Consider the following 15,324-nt stretch of genomic DNA (forward strand, 5'->3'; position numbering starts at 1 on the left):
TTGCTGGCGCATGCCGGCCTTGGGCGCGTTATCGCACGCGACGGCAAGGAGCCTGTTTAGAAATTTGTGTATTTGCCTGATTTTGATATGTTCAATCCAACATCAAAAACAGGTTAATTTATGGACGAAAAACAGTTGCAGGCTCTGGCTAACGAACTGGCCAAAAATCTCAAAACCCCTGAAGATCTCAGTCACTTCGATCAGCTGCTGAAAAAAATTAGCGTCGAAGCAGCTCTCAATGCCGAAATGACCCATCACCTCGGCTACGATAAAAATCAGCCTAAACCGGGGACCAACGCCCACAACGGCTATTCCACAAAAACCGTTACCACTGGCGATGGCCCGCTGGCGCTGCGTACTCCGCGCGATCGTGACGGTTCCTTTGAACCGCAACTGGTGAAGAAGAACCAGACCCGGATTACCGGGATGGATAACCAGATTTTATCGTTGTACGCCAAAGGGATGACCACCCGCGAGATCGCCGCCGCGTTCAAAGAGCTGTATGACGCCGATGTCTCGCCGGCGCTGGTCTCAAAGGTCACCGATGCGGTCATGGAGCAGGTTGTCGAATGGCAAAACCGGCCTCTGTATGCAGTCTATCCCATTGTTTATCTTGACTGTATCGTTCTAAAAGTCCGGCAGGACAGCCGCATCATCAACAAATCTGTGTTCCTGGCGCTGGGCATCAACATCGAAGGCCAGAAAGAGTTGCTAGGTATGTGGCTGGCCGAAAATGAAGGCGCAAAGTTCTGGCTGAACGTGCTGACAGAGCTGAAAAACCGCGGCCTGAACGATATCTTTATCGCCTGCGTAGACGGGCTGAAAGGTTTCCTGACGCTATTAACGCGGTGTATCCGGAGGCGCGGTTCCAGCTGTGTATCGTACATATGGTGCGCAACACAGCCTGCGGTTCGTCTCCTGGAAGGACTACAAGGCCGTCACCCGCGACCTGAAAGCTATCTATCAGGCCCCTACGGAAGAAGCCGGCTTGCAGGCGCTGGAAGCGTTCTCCAGTGCCTGGGACATCCGCTACCCGCAAATAAGTCGAAGCTGGCAGGCAAACTGGGCCAATCTGGCCACGTTCTTTGCCTACCCAACGGACATCCGCAAGGTGATCTACACGACCAACGCCATCGAGTCGTTAAACAGCGTGATCCGGCATGCCATCAAAAAGCGCAAGGTGTTCCCGACCGACGACGCAGTGAAAAAGGTGGTGTGGCTGGCGATACAGGCGGCCTCACAGAAATGGACAATGCCTTTGAGGGACTGGCGCATGGCAATGAGCCGCTTTATTATCGAGTTCGGTGACCGCCTGGACGGTCACTTCTGAGAAAAGGCATTTACACAGAATCGTGTACAGGGTTCTCATGGTTCTACAAAAACAATAGGCTTAGGTAAAGTAAAAGAAACGACGATTTCGCAGGTATGGGCCAACTATGAAAGATTAATGGCTGAATTATCCACCACATTAACATTTTCTTAACTGTGGACTTATTTTCTTGATAGTGCCTATTTTTTTGAACTCAAGCCCCGAACCCAAAAAGATTATCTACAGCACCAGAAGAAACTGCTCGCTGTTTTTGGTAAGGTCAGCGTGAACAGCATCAAGCCAGAGCACGTCAGAACATTCATGGATAAGCGTGGCTTGCAGAGCAAAACACAGGCAAATCATGAGATGGCAAGCATGTCTAGAGTCTACCGCTGGGGCTATGAGCGTGGGTATGCTAAAAGTAATCCCTGTTCTGGCGTTATGAAATTCAAGGCGATCAAAAGAGATAGGTATATTACCGATGATGAGTATCTTGCTATTTATCAATCTGCTGATAATATAGTAAAGGCTGCATTGGAGATAGCCTACCTCTGCGCCGCCCGATTATCAGACGTACTTGGCATGAAGTGGCAACAAGTTACTGAGCAAGGGATATTTATTCAGCAGGGGAAGACGGGAATTAAACAGATTAAGGTCTGGACGCCAAGACTACGGGAAGCCATAGAGTTAGCTAAATCGGCATCAGTGCCCACTCAGGCCGATGCTCCCGTCATCATGGAACAGCATAAAGGGCACTACAGCAAGCGTGGATTCAGTAATCGATGGATGGAAGCGCGCTCAAAAGCGTCAGCCCAACTTGGCTACGAGCTTGACTGTACATTTCATGATTTGAAAGCTAAGGGTATTTCAGACTACAACGGAAGTACAAAAGATAAGCAACTATTTAGCGGGCATAAATCAGAAAGTCAGGTTTTGGTGTACGACAGGAAGGTTAAATTATCGCCTACTCTTGATGTCCCGTCGCTGCCCAAGAGCGAGAAATATACTAAGTAGATATATCAAGAGAATACCACCACCGATTTCTAATCTGTATGACATTCCACATAACCTATTGATAACTATGGCGGAGGAGGTGGGATTTGAACCCACGGAAGGTTGCCCTTCGCCGGTTTTCAAGACCGGTGCCTTCAACCACTCGGCCACTCCTCCGCAACGAGGCGAACTATAAACAGAGTCATTCCGGTTGTAAAGAGCGTTTTGCGCTAATCGACTGAAAAATCGCCATTAGTCTGCTGTCCGCCTGTGCTTTGTCCGCCGCCGGGGGCATTGGTGCGTAAAGATGGGTAAAAGCCATAGGCGCAACGGTGGCAAGCTATTAATCTTACATCAAATATTCTTGGCTCACCTTTATGATGAGAGGCAAATTATGGATCGTTTGATTGCGACGTCCTCGCGCAGGCATTCGTTATTAAGCACCCACAAGGTGCTGCGCAATACCTATTTCTTGTTGTCGCTGACGCTGGCATTTTCGGCGTTTACCGCCACTGCAAGTACGTTGCTACGTTTGCCGGCACCCGGTTTGATCCTGATGCTGGTCGGTTTCTACGGACTCCTGTTCCTGACGTATCGGCTGGCCAACAGTCCGGCGGGTATCCTCGCCACTTTCGCCCTGACCGGTTTTATGGGCTATATCCTGGGACCGCTACTGAGTATGCTGCTGGCGTCCGGTGCAGGGGACGTCATTATGCTGGCGCTGGGCGGCACCGCGCTGGTGTTCTTCTGCTGCTCAGCGTACGTACTCACCACCCGCAAGGATATGTCTTTCCTCTCGGGAATGATGATGGCCGGCTTCGTGATGCTGCTGGTCGCGGTCATCGCTAATCTTTTCCTGCACATTCCCGCCCTGTCAATGGCGATAAGCGTCATGTTTATTCTGTTTTCCTCAGGTGCGATCTTGTGGGAAACCAGCAATATCATCCACGGCGGAGAGACAAATTATATCCGCGCCACCGTCAGCCTTTACGTATCGCTGTACAATATCTTTGTCAGCCTGCTGAGTATCTTCTTCGGCGGTATGCGCAGCAACTGATATCGCGTCTTATCATCCCCCCGCCAGTGGCCGCGCCGATGCGCCCACAGGCGGGGCGGGGTGTTTTCTGGCCGGCGGATTTGCTATCCTTTCTGAATCAGATTTGAGCCGGACAGGAATCGATGGAGTTTAACGGCGCAGAAATCAAAACCGATGCACAGGGGTATTTGACCCACCCGCAGGACTGGAGCGAGGCGCTAGCGGTAGAAATTGCCCGCCTCGAAGGGCTTACCCTTAGCGAAGCCCACTGGCAGGTAATCCATTTCGTACGCGCGTTCTATTTACAATACAATACGTCGCCGGCCGTTCGCATGCTGGTAAAGGCCATGGCTCAGGCTTACGGCGAGGAGAAAGGGAACAGCCGTTACCTTTTCCGTTTGTTTCCACAGGGCCCTGCCAAGCAGGCAACGAAAATCGCCGGCTTGCCCAAACCGGTGAAATGCCTTTAACGTCCCTGCGGTGCTGCTGGCTATAAACGATAACGCTCAGTGATCCGCGGCATCACCGCTCATGCAGTCAGCAAGCAAAGCGGCAAGACATGACGTTCGCCAGGTCCGCCCTTGAGCTCGACTTTCCCTACGGACAAGCCTCACCCAGCAGATTACGCCTAGCCTACCTATGCCCCCTAGCCTGTATATGAAGCCTACCCTGGCTTCCTGCATGGCTAACCTACCCAGCCTATGAAGCCTATCCTGCATGTTAAGCTTAGTGAGAATGAGACGCTTAGCTGGCGGGTAAAATGCTGATGCCCGCTGGCGGTCAGTAGTGGATGTCAAAGCCGTGAAAATCACCAAGGCTACCGTTGCACGGTTCGGTAAGCACTTTATCCACCCGGGCGTGCGCCGGCCCCCCTGCCGTAGCCAGGCCAGCAGATGTTCAACCCGCTCACTTTCGCCGCAGGCCACGACTTCCACGCTGCCGTCATCCTGGTTACGGACATAACCGCTCAGCCCCAATTGCTTTGCCTGATGTAAAGTGGCGAACCGAAAGCCGCCCCCCTGCACTTGCCCATGGATCCAGGCCGCCGTACATATCTTTGTCATCGTCTCCTCCTGCCGAACGGCGTAGGTTGCATTTAGCCGCGCTTATTCGCAAAATGGCGCTCTTTAGCTAGGGTTTAGCATACTTTTATGATGACAAAACGTCTATTTTTGGCGCGCGGCCGTGAAAAATCGCTTATGCGGCGCCATCCCTGGATCTTTTCCGGCGTGGTAGGTCGGCTGGAAGGGAAAGCCCAGCCGGGCGAAACCATCGATATTTTTGACGAGAAAGGCCGTTGGCTGGCGCGTGGCGCGTGGTCGCCGCAATCGCAAATGCGCGCCAGGGTGTGGACCTTCACTCCCGACGAGCAAATTGATGTCGACTTCTTCGTCCGCCGGTTGCAGGTCGCTCAGCGTCTGCGCACGTTTTTGGCGGCGCGGGACGGTCTGGATGGCTATCGCCTGATCGCGGGTGAGTCTGATGGTTTGCCCGATATCACTATCGATCGCTATGGTGATTTTCTGGTTCTGCAACTGCTGTCCGCCGGCGCCGAATATCAACGCGCCACCCTGTTAGCGGCGCTGAAACACTGCTATCCCGACTGCACCCTTTACGATCGTTCCGATGTCGCGGTGCGGAAAAAAGAGGGGCTCAAAGAAACTCGCGGCGTCATCAGCGGGGCCACCCCACCAGACCTGCTTCCTATCCGTGAACACGATATGGCGTTATTGGTGGATATTGCCCAAGGCCATAAAACCGGTTTCTATCTTGATCAGCGTGATAGCCGCCTGTCCGCCCGTAAATACGCCGCCGGGCGCCGGGTTCTTAACTGTTTTAGCTATACCGGCGCGTTTTCCGTTTCGGTAATGAAAGGGGGGGGCCGAGAAGTAATAAGCGTCGACACGTCTCAAAAGGCGTTGGACGTGGCGCAACAAAACCTGGCGCTTAATCAGCTGGATTTAGCGCGTGCGCGTTTCGTCCGGGACGATGTTTTTCAATTGCTGCGGCGTTATCGCGAGGAGGGTGAACAGTTTGATATGATTATCCTGGACCCGCCCAAGTTTGTTGAAAATAAAAATCAGTTGGCCAGCGCCTGTCGCGGTTATAAAGATATTAACCTGTTGGCGCTGCAACTGCTGACGCCGGAGGGGGTCCTGCTGAGCTTCTCCTGCTCCGGTCTGATGACCACCGATCTGTTCCAGAAGATTCTGGCGGATGCGGCGCTTGATGCCGGCCGCGAGATACAGTTTATTGTGCAGTTTCGCCAGGCCACCGATCACCCGGTTGCCGGCGCTTATCCCGAAGGGCTGTATCTGAAGGTGTTTGCCTGCCGAGTCGGCTAAATTATGTTCTGACGCCTTGAATTCCCCGACGCCTCCCCCATATTAAGTGTAAGGCATACTTTTCACTGGAGGTCTCATGATTGCCAGCAAATTTGGCATAGGGCAGCAGGTCCGGCATAAGCTGCTGGGGTATCTGGGGGTCATTATCGATGTGGATCCGGAATACTCCCTGGAGAAGCCTTCGCTGGATGACATTGCGGCTGACGATAGCCTGCGTACGGCCCCTTGGTATCATGTGGTGATGGAAGATGAAGAGGGAAAACCGGTGCATACCTATCTGGCGGAAGCGCAGCTGGGATATGAATCGTTTCCAGTCCATCCCGAACAGCCGACGCTGGATGAGTTGGCGGAATCCATCCGCCAACAACTTCAGGCGCCCCGCTTGAGAAATTAATCTCATGGCTGTGCGAGCACGCGCAGTCTGATTTCTGCCGCCCCGAGGGCCGGTAAACAAGTCCCAGCCTTGCTCGTGCCAGCAAAGGGCCGTGGCGTGAGCCGGTTTCTCACGCTTTCACTGGCCGGTAACTCAAACTGAGATCATTACGTGCACCCTGACCCTTAGCGTAACCCTAGCTTTCGCTCGACCACCCTGACTTGGGGGCAATGCCGACCTTCCCTCAACACGCTGGCCATCGGCGCGATTCCGGTTTTCCGCCACGCCACCGGCAACGCTCGGTGGTCCAGCCCCAGTCGTGGGATTTCAATTTTGGGGCAGCGATCCATGACCACTTTCCGACGTTCTTCGCCAGCACCGCCGCTTGCTCATTTATGATGCCTAACTGCAGCCACAGCACGTCGGCATCAATGGCAATCGCTTCCTGCGTCAGGTCGTAAACCGTATCAGCGCGGCGAAAGACATCCACCATGTCGATTTTGGCAGGGATCGCCGCCAAATTGGCGTAAACGGTTTGTCCCAAGAGGGTTTTCCCTGCCAGGGCTGGGTTCACGGGGTAGACCTGATAGCCATGGGCCAATAAATAAGCCATGACGCCGTGGCTGGGTCGGGCCGGATTATCGCTGGCGCCCACCAGGGCGATGGTCTTCACGGTCTGCAGAATGTCGCTAATTTCAGCGTCTGTCATGGCGGTTCTCCGCGAAAAAAAGGTGTGTTAAGTGTACACCCCCCGGTAAAAAACACCTTTCGTCAGCGGAAATCAATAATATCAAAATAAAAACAAGTGTTACTAAATTCTTCAAAATTATTATTATTGCTATAGAGACATGGTGAATTATTCTGAGTGCGTTCTGATAAGGTGAGAGAATGAATTTCCTGCGCGTCCTGGTTATGGGGCTATGCATCTTAACCGGGTTTCCCGTGATGGCGACCACGCTGCAACTCCCTGAAGAACTTGAACTATTGATTGTCGATGGTAAAGCGCTGGGGAGCTCCCTGCTGCGCGGCGCCAGCAGCCTGGAGTTGGAACAAGGCCACCATCAGCTTGTTTTTACCCTGCTACAACCCTTGGCCGAGGGTAAAACCGTGATGCCGCCGGCCTGCAGCTCCCCCTACATTAATCATCGGCTTTGACACGGGCGAGGCGCGACGGCTGAAATTTGTGCTGCCGAGGCTCGCAAGCCGCGCCGAAGGCGAACGTTTTTGCCATCAGCCGCTGGTCGGTCTTCAGGATCAGGACCAGAAACCGCTGCCCGTCAGCGTCAGCCGGCTCGATGCGGACAAGAAGAGTTTACTGCCCGCGTTGGAGCAATATAACCGCCGGCACCTCGCCCGGCGCAGTCCGTTGACGGTTTGTCCCGCCAAGGTTCTGCGAGCGCAGAGGCGAAGCAAATGCTGCGGTTCTGGTTTTTGCAGGCCGACCTGGCCAGCCGGGAGCGTTTTCTTGCCTGGGTGCGCCAACGCCAGTCAATCTCTGGCGAGGAGACAAAATAAACGGCGCTTTTTTACCGATTTGCCGGTTTGTCTCTTTGCAGTGAAACAGAGTTTCAGTAGTCTATAGTTAGATCGTCAGACTTAAGGAACTGGACATGGAATCTACCACCCGCACCATTGCCGCGCGCAAACATATCGCGCTGGTGGCGCATGATCATTGTAAACAGTCTCTGCTCAATTGGGTGGAGACTAACAAAGCGCAACTTTCGGAACATGTGCTGTACGCCACCGGCACCACCGGCAACCTGGTGCAGCTTAAAACCGGTTTACCGGTCAACAGCATGCTCAGCGGCCCGATGGGGGGGGGAATCAACAGGTGGGCGTCCTGATTTCCGAAGGCAAAATCGATATGATGATTTTCTTTTGGGATCCACTAAATGCCGTTCCGCACGACCCGGATGTCAAAGCGCTGCTGCGACTGGCGACGGTGTGGAATATCCCCGTGGCCACCAACCGGACCCTGTACACGATTCTGTGTAAATGCCTTTTCTCAGAAGTGACCGTCCAGGCGGTCACCGAACTCGATAATAAAGCGGCTCATTGCCATGCGCCAGTCCCTCAAAGGCATTGTCCATTTCTGTGAGGCTGCCTGTATCGCCAGCCACACCACCTTTTTCACTGCGTCGTCGGTCGGGAACACCTTGCGCTTTTTGATGGCATGCCGGATCACGCTGTTTAACGACTCGATGGCGTTGGTCGTGTAGATCACCTTGCGGATGTCCGTTGGGTAGGCAAAGAACGTGGCCAGATTGGCCCAGTTTGCCTGCCAGCTTCGACTTATTTGTGGGTAGCGGATGTCCCAGGCACTGAAGAACGCTTCCAGCGCCTGCAAGCCGGCTTCTTCCGTAGGGGCCTGATAGATAGCTTTCAGGTCGCGGGTGACGGCCTTGTAGTCCTTCCAGGAGACGAACCGCAGGCTGTTGCGCACCATATGCACGATACACAGCTGGAGCCGCGCCTCCGGATACACCGCGTTAATAGCGTCAGGGAAACCTTTCAGCCCGTCTACGCAGGCGATAAGGATATCGTTCAGGCCGCGGTTTTTCAGCTCTGTCAGCACGTTCAGCCAGAACTTTGCGCCTTCATTTTCGGCCAGCCACATACCTAGCAACTCTTTCTGGCCTTCGATGTTGATGCCCAGCGCCAGGAACACAGATTTGTTGATGATGCGGCTGTCCTGCCGGACTTTTAGAACGATACAGTCAAGATAAACAATGGGATAGACTGCATCCAGAGGCCGGTTTTGCCATTCAACAACCTGCTCCATGACCGCATCGGTGACCTTTGAGACCAGCGCCGGCGAGACATCGGCGTCATACAGCTCTTTGAACGCGGCGGCGATCTCGCGGGTGGTCATCCCTTTGGCGTACAACGATAAAATCTGGTTATCCATCCCGGTAATCCGGGTCTGGTTCTTCTTCACCAGTTGCGGTTCAAAGGAACCGTCACGATCGCGCGGAGTACGCAGCGCCAGCGGGCCATCGCCAGTGGTAACGGTTTTTGTGGAATAGCCGTTGCGGGCGTTGGTCCCCGGTTTAGGCTGATTTTTATCGTAGCCGAGGTGATGGGTCATTTCGGCATTGAGAGCTGCTTCGACGCTGATTTTTTTCAGCAGCCGATCGAAGTGACTGAGATCTTCAGGGGTTTTGAGATTTTTGGCCAGTTCGTTAGCCAGAGCCTGCAACTGTTTTTCGTCCATAAATTAACCTGTTTTTGATGTTGGATTGAACATATCAAAATCAGGCAAATACACAAATTTCTAAACAGGCTCACCAACCGCTCTACCGCCGATTTCTTCATTAGCTCCGCTCTTTTCCATCAGGACGTGGCGATCGCCATCCCTGATTATCAACGTTATCTGGCGGAGCGCCTGTCGTCCTAACGGAGCCCACTCCACATCAGGCGCGCCCGCGCGTGCCTGGCGATGCCGCGCCGTGAAGCGACATGCGCGGTTTAGGGTTTTCTCGCCTGCGGCACCCCCTGACTCAGCAGTTCCTCTATAAATACCGACGGGTTCGCCTTGTCCGTCAGCAGCCATACCTGCTCTTTGGCGCGGGTAAGCGCCACGTACAGCAGGCGACGCTCTTCCGCGTCCGGGTAGTCCTCCGGTTGGGGAAGGAGAACCTGTTCGATAATCGATTCCCGCACCGCAGCAGGAAATCCGTCGCGGCCGTCGTTGACGCCGACAATGATCACATACTCCGCCTGCTGCCCTTTGCTGGCATGAATAGTCATAAAATCAATCGTCAGGTTGGGCCAGCGCGTCGCCGCTTTTGCCAGCAGCGCCGGACGCAGATGGTGATAACGTGCCAGCACCAGAATACGTTGCGTCGGCGTGACAAAACCGCTGAGTTTGTTTAAAAGCGCGTCAAGTTGATCTTCAGGCAGGATCAACACCGCTTTTTTGCCGCCGCGCGTCAGGTTGTTAAGCGGCTTTGCCAGTTGAAACGGATTTTGCTGCACAAACCGGTTTGCCACTTCGCCAATACGTTGATTAAAGCGGTAGGTGGTATCCAGAGCCAGCGGTTCGCCACCGCCAAAACTCGCGCTGAAGGCGGTGGTCAACGCCAGCTCCGCGCCGCTGAAGCGGTAAATCGCCTGCCAATCATCCCCAACGGCGAACAATGCGCTGGCGCTGTTTTGTTGGCACAGCGCGGTGATAAGCCTGGCGCGCTGGAGTGAGATATCCTGAAACTCATCCACCAGAATATGTTTCCACGGGCTCACGAAGCGGCCTTTTTGCAAAATATCCACCGCCTGATGGATAAGACCGTCAAAGTCCACCGCGCCCTCTTCTTTCAATGCCTGTTTCCAGGCTTTCAGCAGCGGCGCCAGCAGCCGGATGCATTTTTGAAACTGCTCGCGCAGCGCATCGGGCGCCGCGTCTATCATCTCGGCCTGGCTGCCGCCGTGCGAACGCATCAGCCCGACCCAGCGCTCCAGCCGTCCCGCCAGGCGGTTAGCCAGTTTATCGTTCTGCCAGAAATCGCCGTCCGGCACTTCCCAGTCTAGTTCCTCGCCAATCCACTGCCGCCACCCTTTGGCCTGCGCCTTTTTTTCGCGGCATTGCTGTCGCCAATGGTCAATCAGCAGCTTACGCCGCGCGGCGCCATCGCTTTCAAGCTGGCTCACGGCCGGCGCCTTTTTGTTGCCTTGACGAATAATCATCAGCGCCAAGGCATGAAAAGTACTTGCCTGAATCGTATCCACGTCCAGCCGCTGCCGCAGGCGTTCGTCCATTTCCCGCGCCGCCTGGCGGCCGAATGCCAGCAGCAAAATCTGATCCGGCGTCGCCAGATTACGCCGCAGCAACCAGCAGGCGCGCGCCACCAGCAGCGAGGTTTTACCGCTACCGGCGCCGGCCAGCACCAGCAGCGATCGCTCGCCGTTGACCACCGCCCGGCTTTGGGCAAGATTAAGCGGCGAACTTTCCACCGAGCGAAAGAAGTCCTCATGCTCTTGCAGCATACGCGTCGTCCATTGCTGATTGCGCATCGCCACCCGTTGCACGCCCTCCTCCAGCCACTCCCGGCATTGACGCCAAGGTTCACGGCAATCGTCAAATGCCCCCAGCCGGGCGACGGGCAGCGGCAGCGCGTCAACAGCCTGCTGGATCCCCGCCTGCAGCCGGGCCAGATCCTGCTGTAGCAGCCAGCTATCCTTATCGATGATCTGTTGGATTTTCACCACTTGCTCGTTCAGCACCCCGGCGGCAATGGCGCCCATTTCCTCGCTCCAGGTCTGCCACGACTGCTGTAGGTAACGGTAGAACCGCTGGGTTTCCTGCCATTCGGTGCCGTGCAGGCGCACGACTTTATCTTCCGGCAGCTCAAATTCCAGCTCGCCCCACACGATGCCGCGGCGGCATTGAATCGCGAGAATTTGATTGAACGGGATCAGATAGTGATATTTATCGCCGCTGACCTCGACGCCGGCATGCAATAGCCGTACGCGGTTATAAGGATGCTGCGCCAGACGTTTGCCGATTGAGGTGGATTTGAGTTCCATAAGCTTGCAAGGATTCCGGATGGCCATGATGTCTGTCTTTAGTGTACCCGCTTTGAGTTGTCCTGCTCCAGCCAGAAAAACAGAGTAGAATTCGCAATGGAGATCAGAGACAATCAACGCTAACGATTATCAGCCTTTACTGCCCAGAGCGCTATGCGAACGCTACTCAATATCATCAATTTTATTTTTGGCGGTTTCTTGACCACCCTCGCCTGGCTACTGGCGACACTCCTTAGTATCGTGCTTATTATCAGCTGGCCTTTTACCCGCGCCTTCTGAGAGATAACCAAGTTGTCACTGGTACCGTTCGGCAATACCGTGCTGCATGTGGATGAGCTTTATCCCGAACGGCGCAGCGGTTTGCTTAATACCGGCGGCACGCTGCTTAATGTCTTTTGGTTCGTGGTGTTCGGCTGGTGGCTGTGTCTGTCGCACATTCTGACGGGGATTGCCCAATGCTGCACGCTGATTGGCATCCCCTTTGGTATCGCCAATTTCAAGCTGGCGCTCATCGCGGTTTGACCGGTGGGCCGCCGGGTGGTGTCGGTCGAAGAGGCCGACAGGCTACGAGCGGGTTTTCGCGGCCCGCATCATGGTTAAGCGACGCGAGGACAGGACGTGCTAACATCCGCCCCGGGCTTGCGTCAGTGGGTGTTCAACAGTCGCTGACACGATACCCTGAAAATTATCTTCGCCCTTAGCGGGACGGCGGCCGTGCCCTGGTGGCTGGGTTCGCCCACGTTGACGATTCCGCTGACCTTAGGTGTCGTTGCCGCCGCGCTGGCGAGTCTGGATGACCGGCTCACCGGCCGATTACGTAATTTGCTCATAACGCTGGTAAGTTTTTTCATCGCCGCCGTTTCCATTGAGCTCCTCTTTCCCTATCCGTGGCTGTTAGCCCTCGGCCTTGCCTGTTCAACCTGCGGTTTTATCTTGCTCGGCGCCCTTGGGCAGCGCTATGCCACCATCGCTTTTGGCGCTCTGTTAATTGCGGTATACACCATGCTGGGCACCGCGATGTATCAAAGCTGGTATTTGCAGCCGCTACTGCTGGCAGGCGCTATTTGGTACAATGCGCTCACCCTGCTTGGCCACCTGATGTTTCCCATAAGCCCTTTACAGGATGACCTGGCGCGCGGCTATCGGTCTCTGGCCCACTATCTTTCCGCCAAGGCCGACTGTTTCGATCCCGACAGCGAGGAAAGCGACGACAGCATCCTGATAACGGTGGCGATGGCCAACGGCCAACTGGTGGAGGCGCTTAACCAAGTAAAGGCCACCTTGCTTACGCGCCTGCGCGGGGTGCAGATTTCGACGTATCCGATCAGCTGTTCCGGCGACATCCGATTAGTTATTCCGATATTTTCCGATCACCCATTCCAGTGATATTCGTTCACGTGTTCGCTCATCTTCTGACTCGGGTTTAGTCTATTTTTCCTGTGCTGGCTACTCCTTGCTCTTTGCGTAGTGATTCGTCTTTAAGTTCCAGCCTATAGCTGGGGTGTACTAACCGATCGAGTAACGCGTCAGCTGTCGTGGAGTTTTCTATCAGTCCATACCATTTTTTCACCGGCAGTTGACTGATCAGGATGCTGCTGCTTTTGTCGTAGCGATCTTCCATCACCTCCAACAGCATCGTTGCCTGCATCGGACTTATTGATTCTAGGCCCACGTCGTCCAAGATCAGTAACTCTATTTTTTCTAACTGCTTAAGCTGTTTTAGATAGGTCCCGTCTACCTGACACTGGTGAAGATGGGCCAGCAACCGACCCACTCGCCAGTAACGCACGCTATATTGCTGCCGGCATGCCTGCTCACCAAGCGCACAACTGAGCCAGGTTTTGCCCGTACCTGTTGGCCCCGTGATGAGTATGCTTTTCTGATATTTCAGATATTGTCCCCCTAGCAGATCTCGCATCTGTTCCGGTGTCACTCCTCGGCTAGGGATATAGCGGATATCTTCCGGTTTTGCCTGCAAGCGCATTTGCGATTGCCGTCGCATATGGCATATGTGGTTGTTTTTTCTATGCAAATTTTCCGCTTCTACCATCAGCGACAACCGCTCCTCGAACCCCAGCTCCCCATAACTCCCCGGGAGTTCGCGTTGCGTCTCCAACGCCTGGACCATTGCCGATAACTTCAGCTTTCGCAGAGCCATTAACAGTGTATCCATATTTATTCTCCTTAGTGATAACTGTCCGGACCTCGGAGGTTTTCGTGAACCAGCATTGATACGCCGGCTCCGTCCTGGGTGACCTCACTTTCACGACCGTGTTTCAATACGTTGGCTATGAAAGAGCGGTTAATGCACCCTTTCTCCAACGCCAGCGCGCAGGCCTTCTCCAGTCGCGTCGTCTCATAGCGCCGTTGCAGATTGCAGATTGAGTAGCCCCAGCACGGAGCGGTAAGCCTGCTCCGGATGGGCTTTGCTCTTTTGGATGGACTCGACCACTTTCAGTGTGCACACACCCACCGACAGCGCCCAACTACACAGCCTTTCCGGCGTCCACTGACTCTGCCCCTTATGGGTTAGCCGGCATGTGCGCCGCCTGAGTCGTGTGCCTATAGGCGTTATCGCTGCGAGGGTGCGTAGCCACGCAGACGCCCTTATGGTGGATTTGCACCAGCCGTTGGGTGGCGATGACGTCAACGCGCTCGCCAACCAGCGGATGCGGCACCGAGTACCAGTTTTTGCCGTAGTCTATGTGGTAATCAGGTCCCACTCGGGCAACGAGATACTCACTGTATTCCCATTGTGTGGGCGGTAGAGGCCCAAGAGCCGGTTTGTCCAGCTGCTCGAAGCGTTCAAGGCGACTTTGTCCGCCGTAATGACGCATCGGGCGCAAATTCAACTCATGATTGAGTTCTCGTATCACCTGGTTGAGTTCGGCCAGCGAGTAGAACCTACGTTTACGCAACCGGGCCAAAACCCAGCGTTCTACCAGCTGCACAGTTGATTCTGCCTTCGCCTTGTCTTTCGGTTTTCTCGGGCGCGCCGGTAGCACCACTGTCTCATAGTGATTTGCCAGCGCCTGGTAGCTCTGGTTTATGACCGGCTCATAGCGGTCAGGGGTGCTGACAGCGCTGCGCAGATTATCAGGTATCATCAGCTCCGGAACCCCACCCATGAAGTGCAGGCAGCGGCTATTGGCGTTGAGCCACGATGCCATGTCCTGGCCTTCGCAGGCTTCGATATACGCATAGCCTGACACGCCCATGGCAGCGACGAAGATAGCGACCTGGCGTACGTTACCGGTCGCAGGGTTGACGATAGGTACGGTGGGGCCACAGAAGTCGATGAAGAGCTTTTCGCCAGCCTTGTGCTCCATGCGCATGGAACGCCGCTGCTTCTTTTTCCAGTCACGGAACAGTGCACAAAACTGTGAGTAACCGAGGGCATCACCGCCCACGGCGGACTGATATTCCATCCAGAGCAGCTGCTTGGTCATGCCCTTGAGGCTTAACTCGGTATCGATATCAAGCCAGCTGGGTAAGGTATTGATAACTTTTCCGGATTTGCCGGGATAGAGCAGGCGGTCGAGGTCGACGGGGGACAGTTCCGCCGGCAATGGCCAGACCAGGTTAGCTACCGTGAATCGGCCGAGGATATCGTGCACGGTAGTACAGCCTATGCCGAGCGCTGCTGCGATAGTGCGATTCGAGCGACGCTGCTCGAATTTCATACGTAAGACATTAATATAGATGCACATTTCCGTTCTCGCTTTCTTCTTTTTACGTGCCATGC

Annotated in this window: 9 protein-coding genes, 1 tRNA gene and 10 pseudogenes; 13 read left to right on the forward strand and 7 right to left on the reverse strand. The window is 54.6% G+C overall.

Features of this window, described 5'->3' with window-relative positions:
* Positions 1-120 precede the first annotated feature (120 nt).
* Both SOPEG_RS08485 and SOPEG_RS08490 read left to right on the forward strand, forming a co-directional pair.
* Positions 121-1,330 (forward strand): annotated as a pseudogene (locus SOPEG_RS08485) (IS256 family transposase).
* Positions 1,331-1,372: 42 nt separating this feature from the next.
* Positions 1,373-2,323 (forward strand): annotated as a pseudogene (locus SOPEG_RS08490) (tyrosine-type recombinase/integrase); the annotation flags it as partial.
* Between the two features lie 68 nt (positions 2,324-2,391).
* On the opposite strand, the gene SOPEG_RS08495 reads toward SOPEG_RS08490, so the two are convergent.
* Positions 2,392-2,479, reverse strand: a tRNA-Ser gene (locus SOPEG_RS08495).
* Positions 2,480-2,696: 217 nt separating this feature from the next.
* Here SOPEG_RS08495 and yccA point away from each other — a divergent pair.
* Entirely contained in the window at positions 2,697-3,359 is a 663-nt protein-coding gene (gene yccA / locus SOPEG_RS08500) for an FtsH protease modulator YccA (RefSeq protein WP_025245015.1), read from the forward strand.
* Between the two features lie 122 nt (positions 3,360-3,481).
* Positions 3,482-3,808 (forward strand): TusE/DsrC/DsvC family sulfur relay protein, encoded by a 327-nt coding sequence (locus SOPEG_RS08505; RefSeq protein ID WP_025245016.1) that lies wholly within the window; start codon positions 3,482-3,484, stop codon positions 3,806-3,808.
* Between the two features lie 310 nt (positions 3,809-4,118).
* On the opposite strand, the pseudogene yccX reads toward SOPEG_RS08505, so the two are convergent.
* Positions 4,119-4,402: pseudogene (gene yccX / locus SOPEG_RS08510) on the reverse strand (acylphosphatase).
* 90 nt (positions 4,403-4,492) lie between these two features.
* On the opposite strand from yccX, the gene rlmI reads away from it, so the two are divergent.
* Together rlmI and hspQ are read left to right on the forward strand one after the other, a co-directional pair.
* The gene (rlmI, locus tag SOPEG_RS08515; protein WP_025245017.1) at positions 4,493-5,683 is read left to right on the forward strand and encodes a 23S rRNA (cytosine(1962)-C(5))-methyltransferase RlmI; all 1,191 of its coding nucleotides are present in this window, start codon (positions 4,493-4,495) and stop codon (positions 5,681-5,683) included.
* A gap of 76 nt (positions 5,684-5,759) precedes the next feature.
* Positions 5,760-6,077, forward strand: coding sequence for a heat shock protein HspQ (gene hspQ / locus SOPEG_RS08520; RefSeq protein ID WP_025245018.1), 318 nt, complete (start codon positions 5,760-5,762; stop codon positions 6,075-6,077).
* A 284-nt stretch (positions 6,078-6,361) separates the two neighbouring features.
* On the opposite strand, the pseudogene SOPEG_RS08525 reads toward hspQ, so the two are convergent.
* Positions 6,362-6,765, reverse strand: a pseudogene (locus tag SOPEG_RS08525) (CoA-binding protein); the annotation flags it as partial.
* Between the two features lie 179 nt (positions 6,766-6,944).
* Here SOPEG_RS08525 and SOPEG_RS08530 point away from each other — a divergent pair.
* The 4 genes and pseudogenes from SOPEG_RS08530 to SOPEG_RS08535 form a co-directional block, all read left to right on the forward strand.
* The gene (locus tag SOPEG_RS08530) at positions 6,945-7,211 is read left to right on the forward strand and encodes a DUF2057 family protein (RefSeq protein WP_025245019.1); all 267 of its coding nucleotides are present in this window, start codon (positions 6,945-6,947) and stop codon (positions 7,209-7,211) included.
* Positions 7,212-7,239: 28 nt separating this feature from the next.
* Positions 7,240-7,469, forward strand: a pseudogene (locus tag SOPEG_RS30830) (hypothetical protein); the annotation flags it as partial.
* A complete protein-coding gene (locus SOPEG_RS27285; protein WP_236851699.1) occupies positions 7,470-7,571 on the forward strand; it encodes a DUF2057 domain-containing protein in 102 nt (33 codons plus the stop codon).
* A 95-nt stretch (positions 7,572-7,666) separates the two neighbouring features.
* Positions 7,667-8,032: pseudogene (locus SOPEG_RS08535) on the forward strand (methylglyoxal synthase); the annotation flags it as partial.
* Between the two features lie 29 nt (positions 8,033-8,061).
* On the opposite strand, the gene SOPEG_RS08540 reads toward SOPEG_RS08535, so the two are convergent.
* On the reverse strand, positions 8,062-9,270 hold the full coding sequence (locus SOPEG_RS08540) for an IS256-like element ISSoEn2 family transposase (RefSeq protein ID WP_025245020.1): 1,209 nt from the start codon (positions 9,268-9,270) through the stop codon (positions 8,062-8,064).
* Positions 9,271-9,342: 72 nt separating this feature from the next.
* Here SOPEG_RS08540 and SOPEG_RS28990 point away from each other — a divergent pair.
* Positions 9,343-9,453, forward strand: a pseudogene (locus SOPEG_RS28990) (methylglyoxal synthase); the annotation flags it as partial.
* 71 nt (positions 9,454-9,524) lie between these two features.
* On the opposite strand, the gene helD reads toward SOPEG_RS28990, so the two are convergent.
* Positions 9,525-11,579: a DNA helicase IV gene (helD, locus tag SOPEG_RS08545; RefSeq protein WP_025245021.1), complete on the reverse strand. Its 2,055-nt coding sequence runs from the start codon at positions 11,577-11,579 to the stop codon at positions 9,525-9,527.
* Positions 11,580-11,732: 153 nt separating this feature from the next.
* On the opposite strand from helD, the pseudogene SOPEG_RS08550 reads away from it, so the two are divergent.
* Positions 11,733-12,098 (forward strand): annotated as a pseudogene (locus SOPEG_RS08550) (YccF domain-containing protein); the annotation flags it as partial.
* 159 nt (positions 12,099-12,257) lie between these two features.
* A pseudogene (locus tag SOPEG_RS08555) lies at positions 12,258-12,881 on the forward strand (FUSC family membrane protein); the annotation flags it as partial.
* Between the two features lie 121 nt (positions 12,882-13,002).
* Here the strand turns inward: SOPEG_RS08555 and istB are convergent.
* Both istB and istA read right to left on the reverse strand, forming a co-directional pair.
* Positions 13,003-13,752 (reverse strand): IS21-like element ISSoEn3 family helper ATPase IstB, encoded by a 750-nt coding sequence (gene istB, locus SOPEG_RS08560; RefSeq protein ID WP_025245023.1) that lies wholly within the window; start codon positions 13,750-13,752, stop codon positions 13,003-13,005.
* A gap of 11 nt (positions 13,753-13,763) precedes the next feature.
* A pseudogene (istA, locus tag SOPEG_RS08565) lies at positions 13,764-15,322 on the reverse strand (IS21-like element ISSoEn3 family transposase).
* Positions 15,323-15,324 lie beyond the last annotated feature (2 nt).

The sequence above is a fragment of the Candidatus Sodalis pierantonius str. SOPE genome (genome assembly GCF_000517405.1).
GTDB classification, from domain to species: domain Bacteria; phylum Pseudomonadota; class Gammaproteobacteria; order Enterobacterales; family Enterobacteriaceae; genus Sodalis_C; species Sodalis_C pierantonii.

Bases quoted from the DNA above. Each gene is read 5' to 3' on its own strand.
- yccA (WP_025245015.1), top strand. From the start codon at position 2,697: ATGGATCGTTTGATTGCGACGTCCTCGCGCAGGCATTCGTTATTAAGC.
- SOPEG_RS08505 (WP_025245016.1), top strand. From the start codon at position 3,482: ATGGAGTTTAACGGCGCAGAAATCAAAACCGATGCACAGGGGTATTTG.
- rlmI (WP_025245017.1), top strand. From the start codon at position 4,493: ATGACAAAACGTCTATTTTTGGCGCGCGGCCGTGAAAAATCGCTTATG.
- hspQ (WP_025245018.1), top strand. From the start codon at position 5,760: ATGATTGCCAGCAAATTTGGCATAGGGCAGCAGGTCCGGCATAAGCTG.
- SOPEG_RS08530 (WP_025245019.1), top strand. From the start codon at position 6,945: ATGAATTTCCTGCGCGTCCTGGTTATGGGGCTATGCATCTTAACCGGG.
- SOPEG_RS27285 (WP_236851699.1), top strand. From the start codon at position 7,470: ATGCTGCGGTTCTGGTTTTTGCAGGCCGACCTGGCCAGCCGGGAGCGT.
- SOPEG_RS08540 (WP_025245020.1), bottom strand. From the start codon at position 9,270: ATGGACGAAAAACAGTTGCAGGCTCTGGCTAACGAACTGGCCAAAAAT.
- helD (WP_025245021.1), bottom strand. From the start codon at position 11,579: ATGGAACTCAAATCCACCTCAATCGGCAAACGTCTGGCGCAGCATCCT.
- istB (WP_025245023.1), bottom strand. From the start codon at position 13,752: ATGGATACACTGTTAATGGCTCTGCGAAAGCTGAAGTTATCGGCAATG.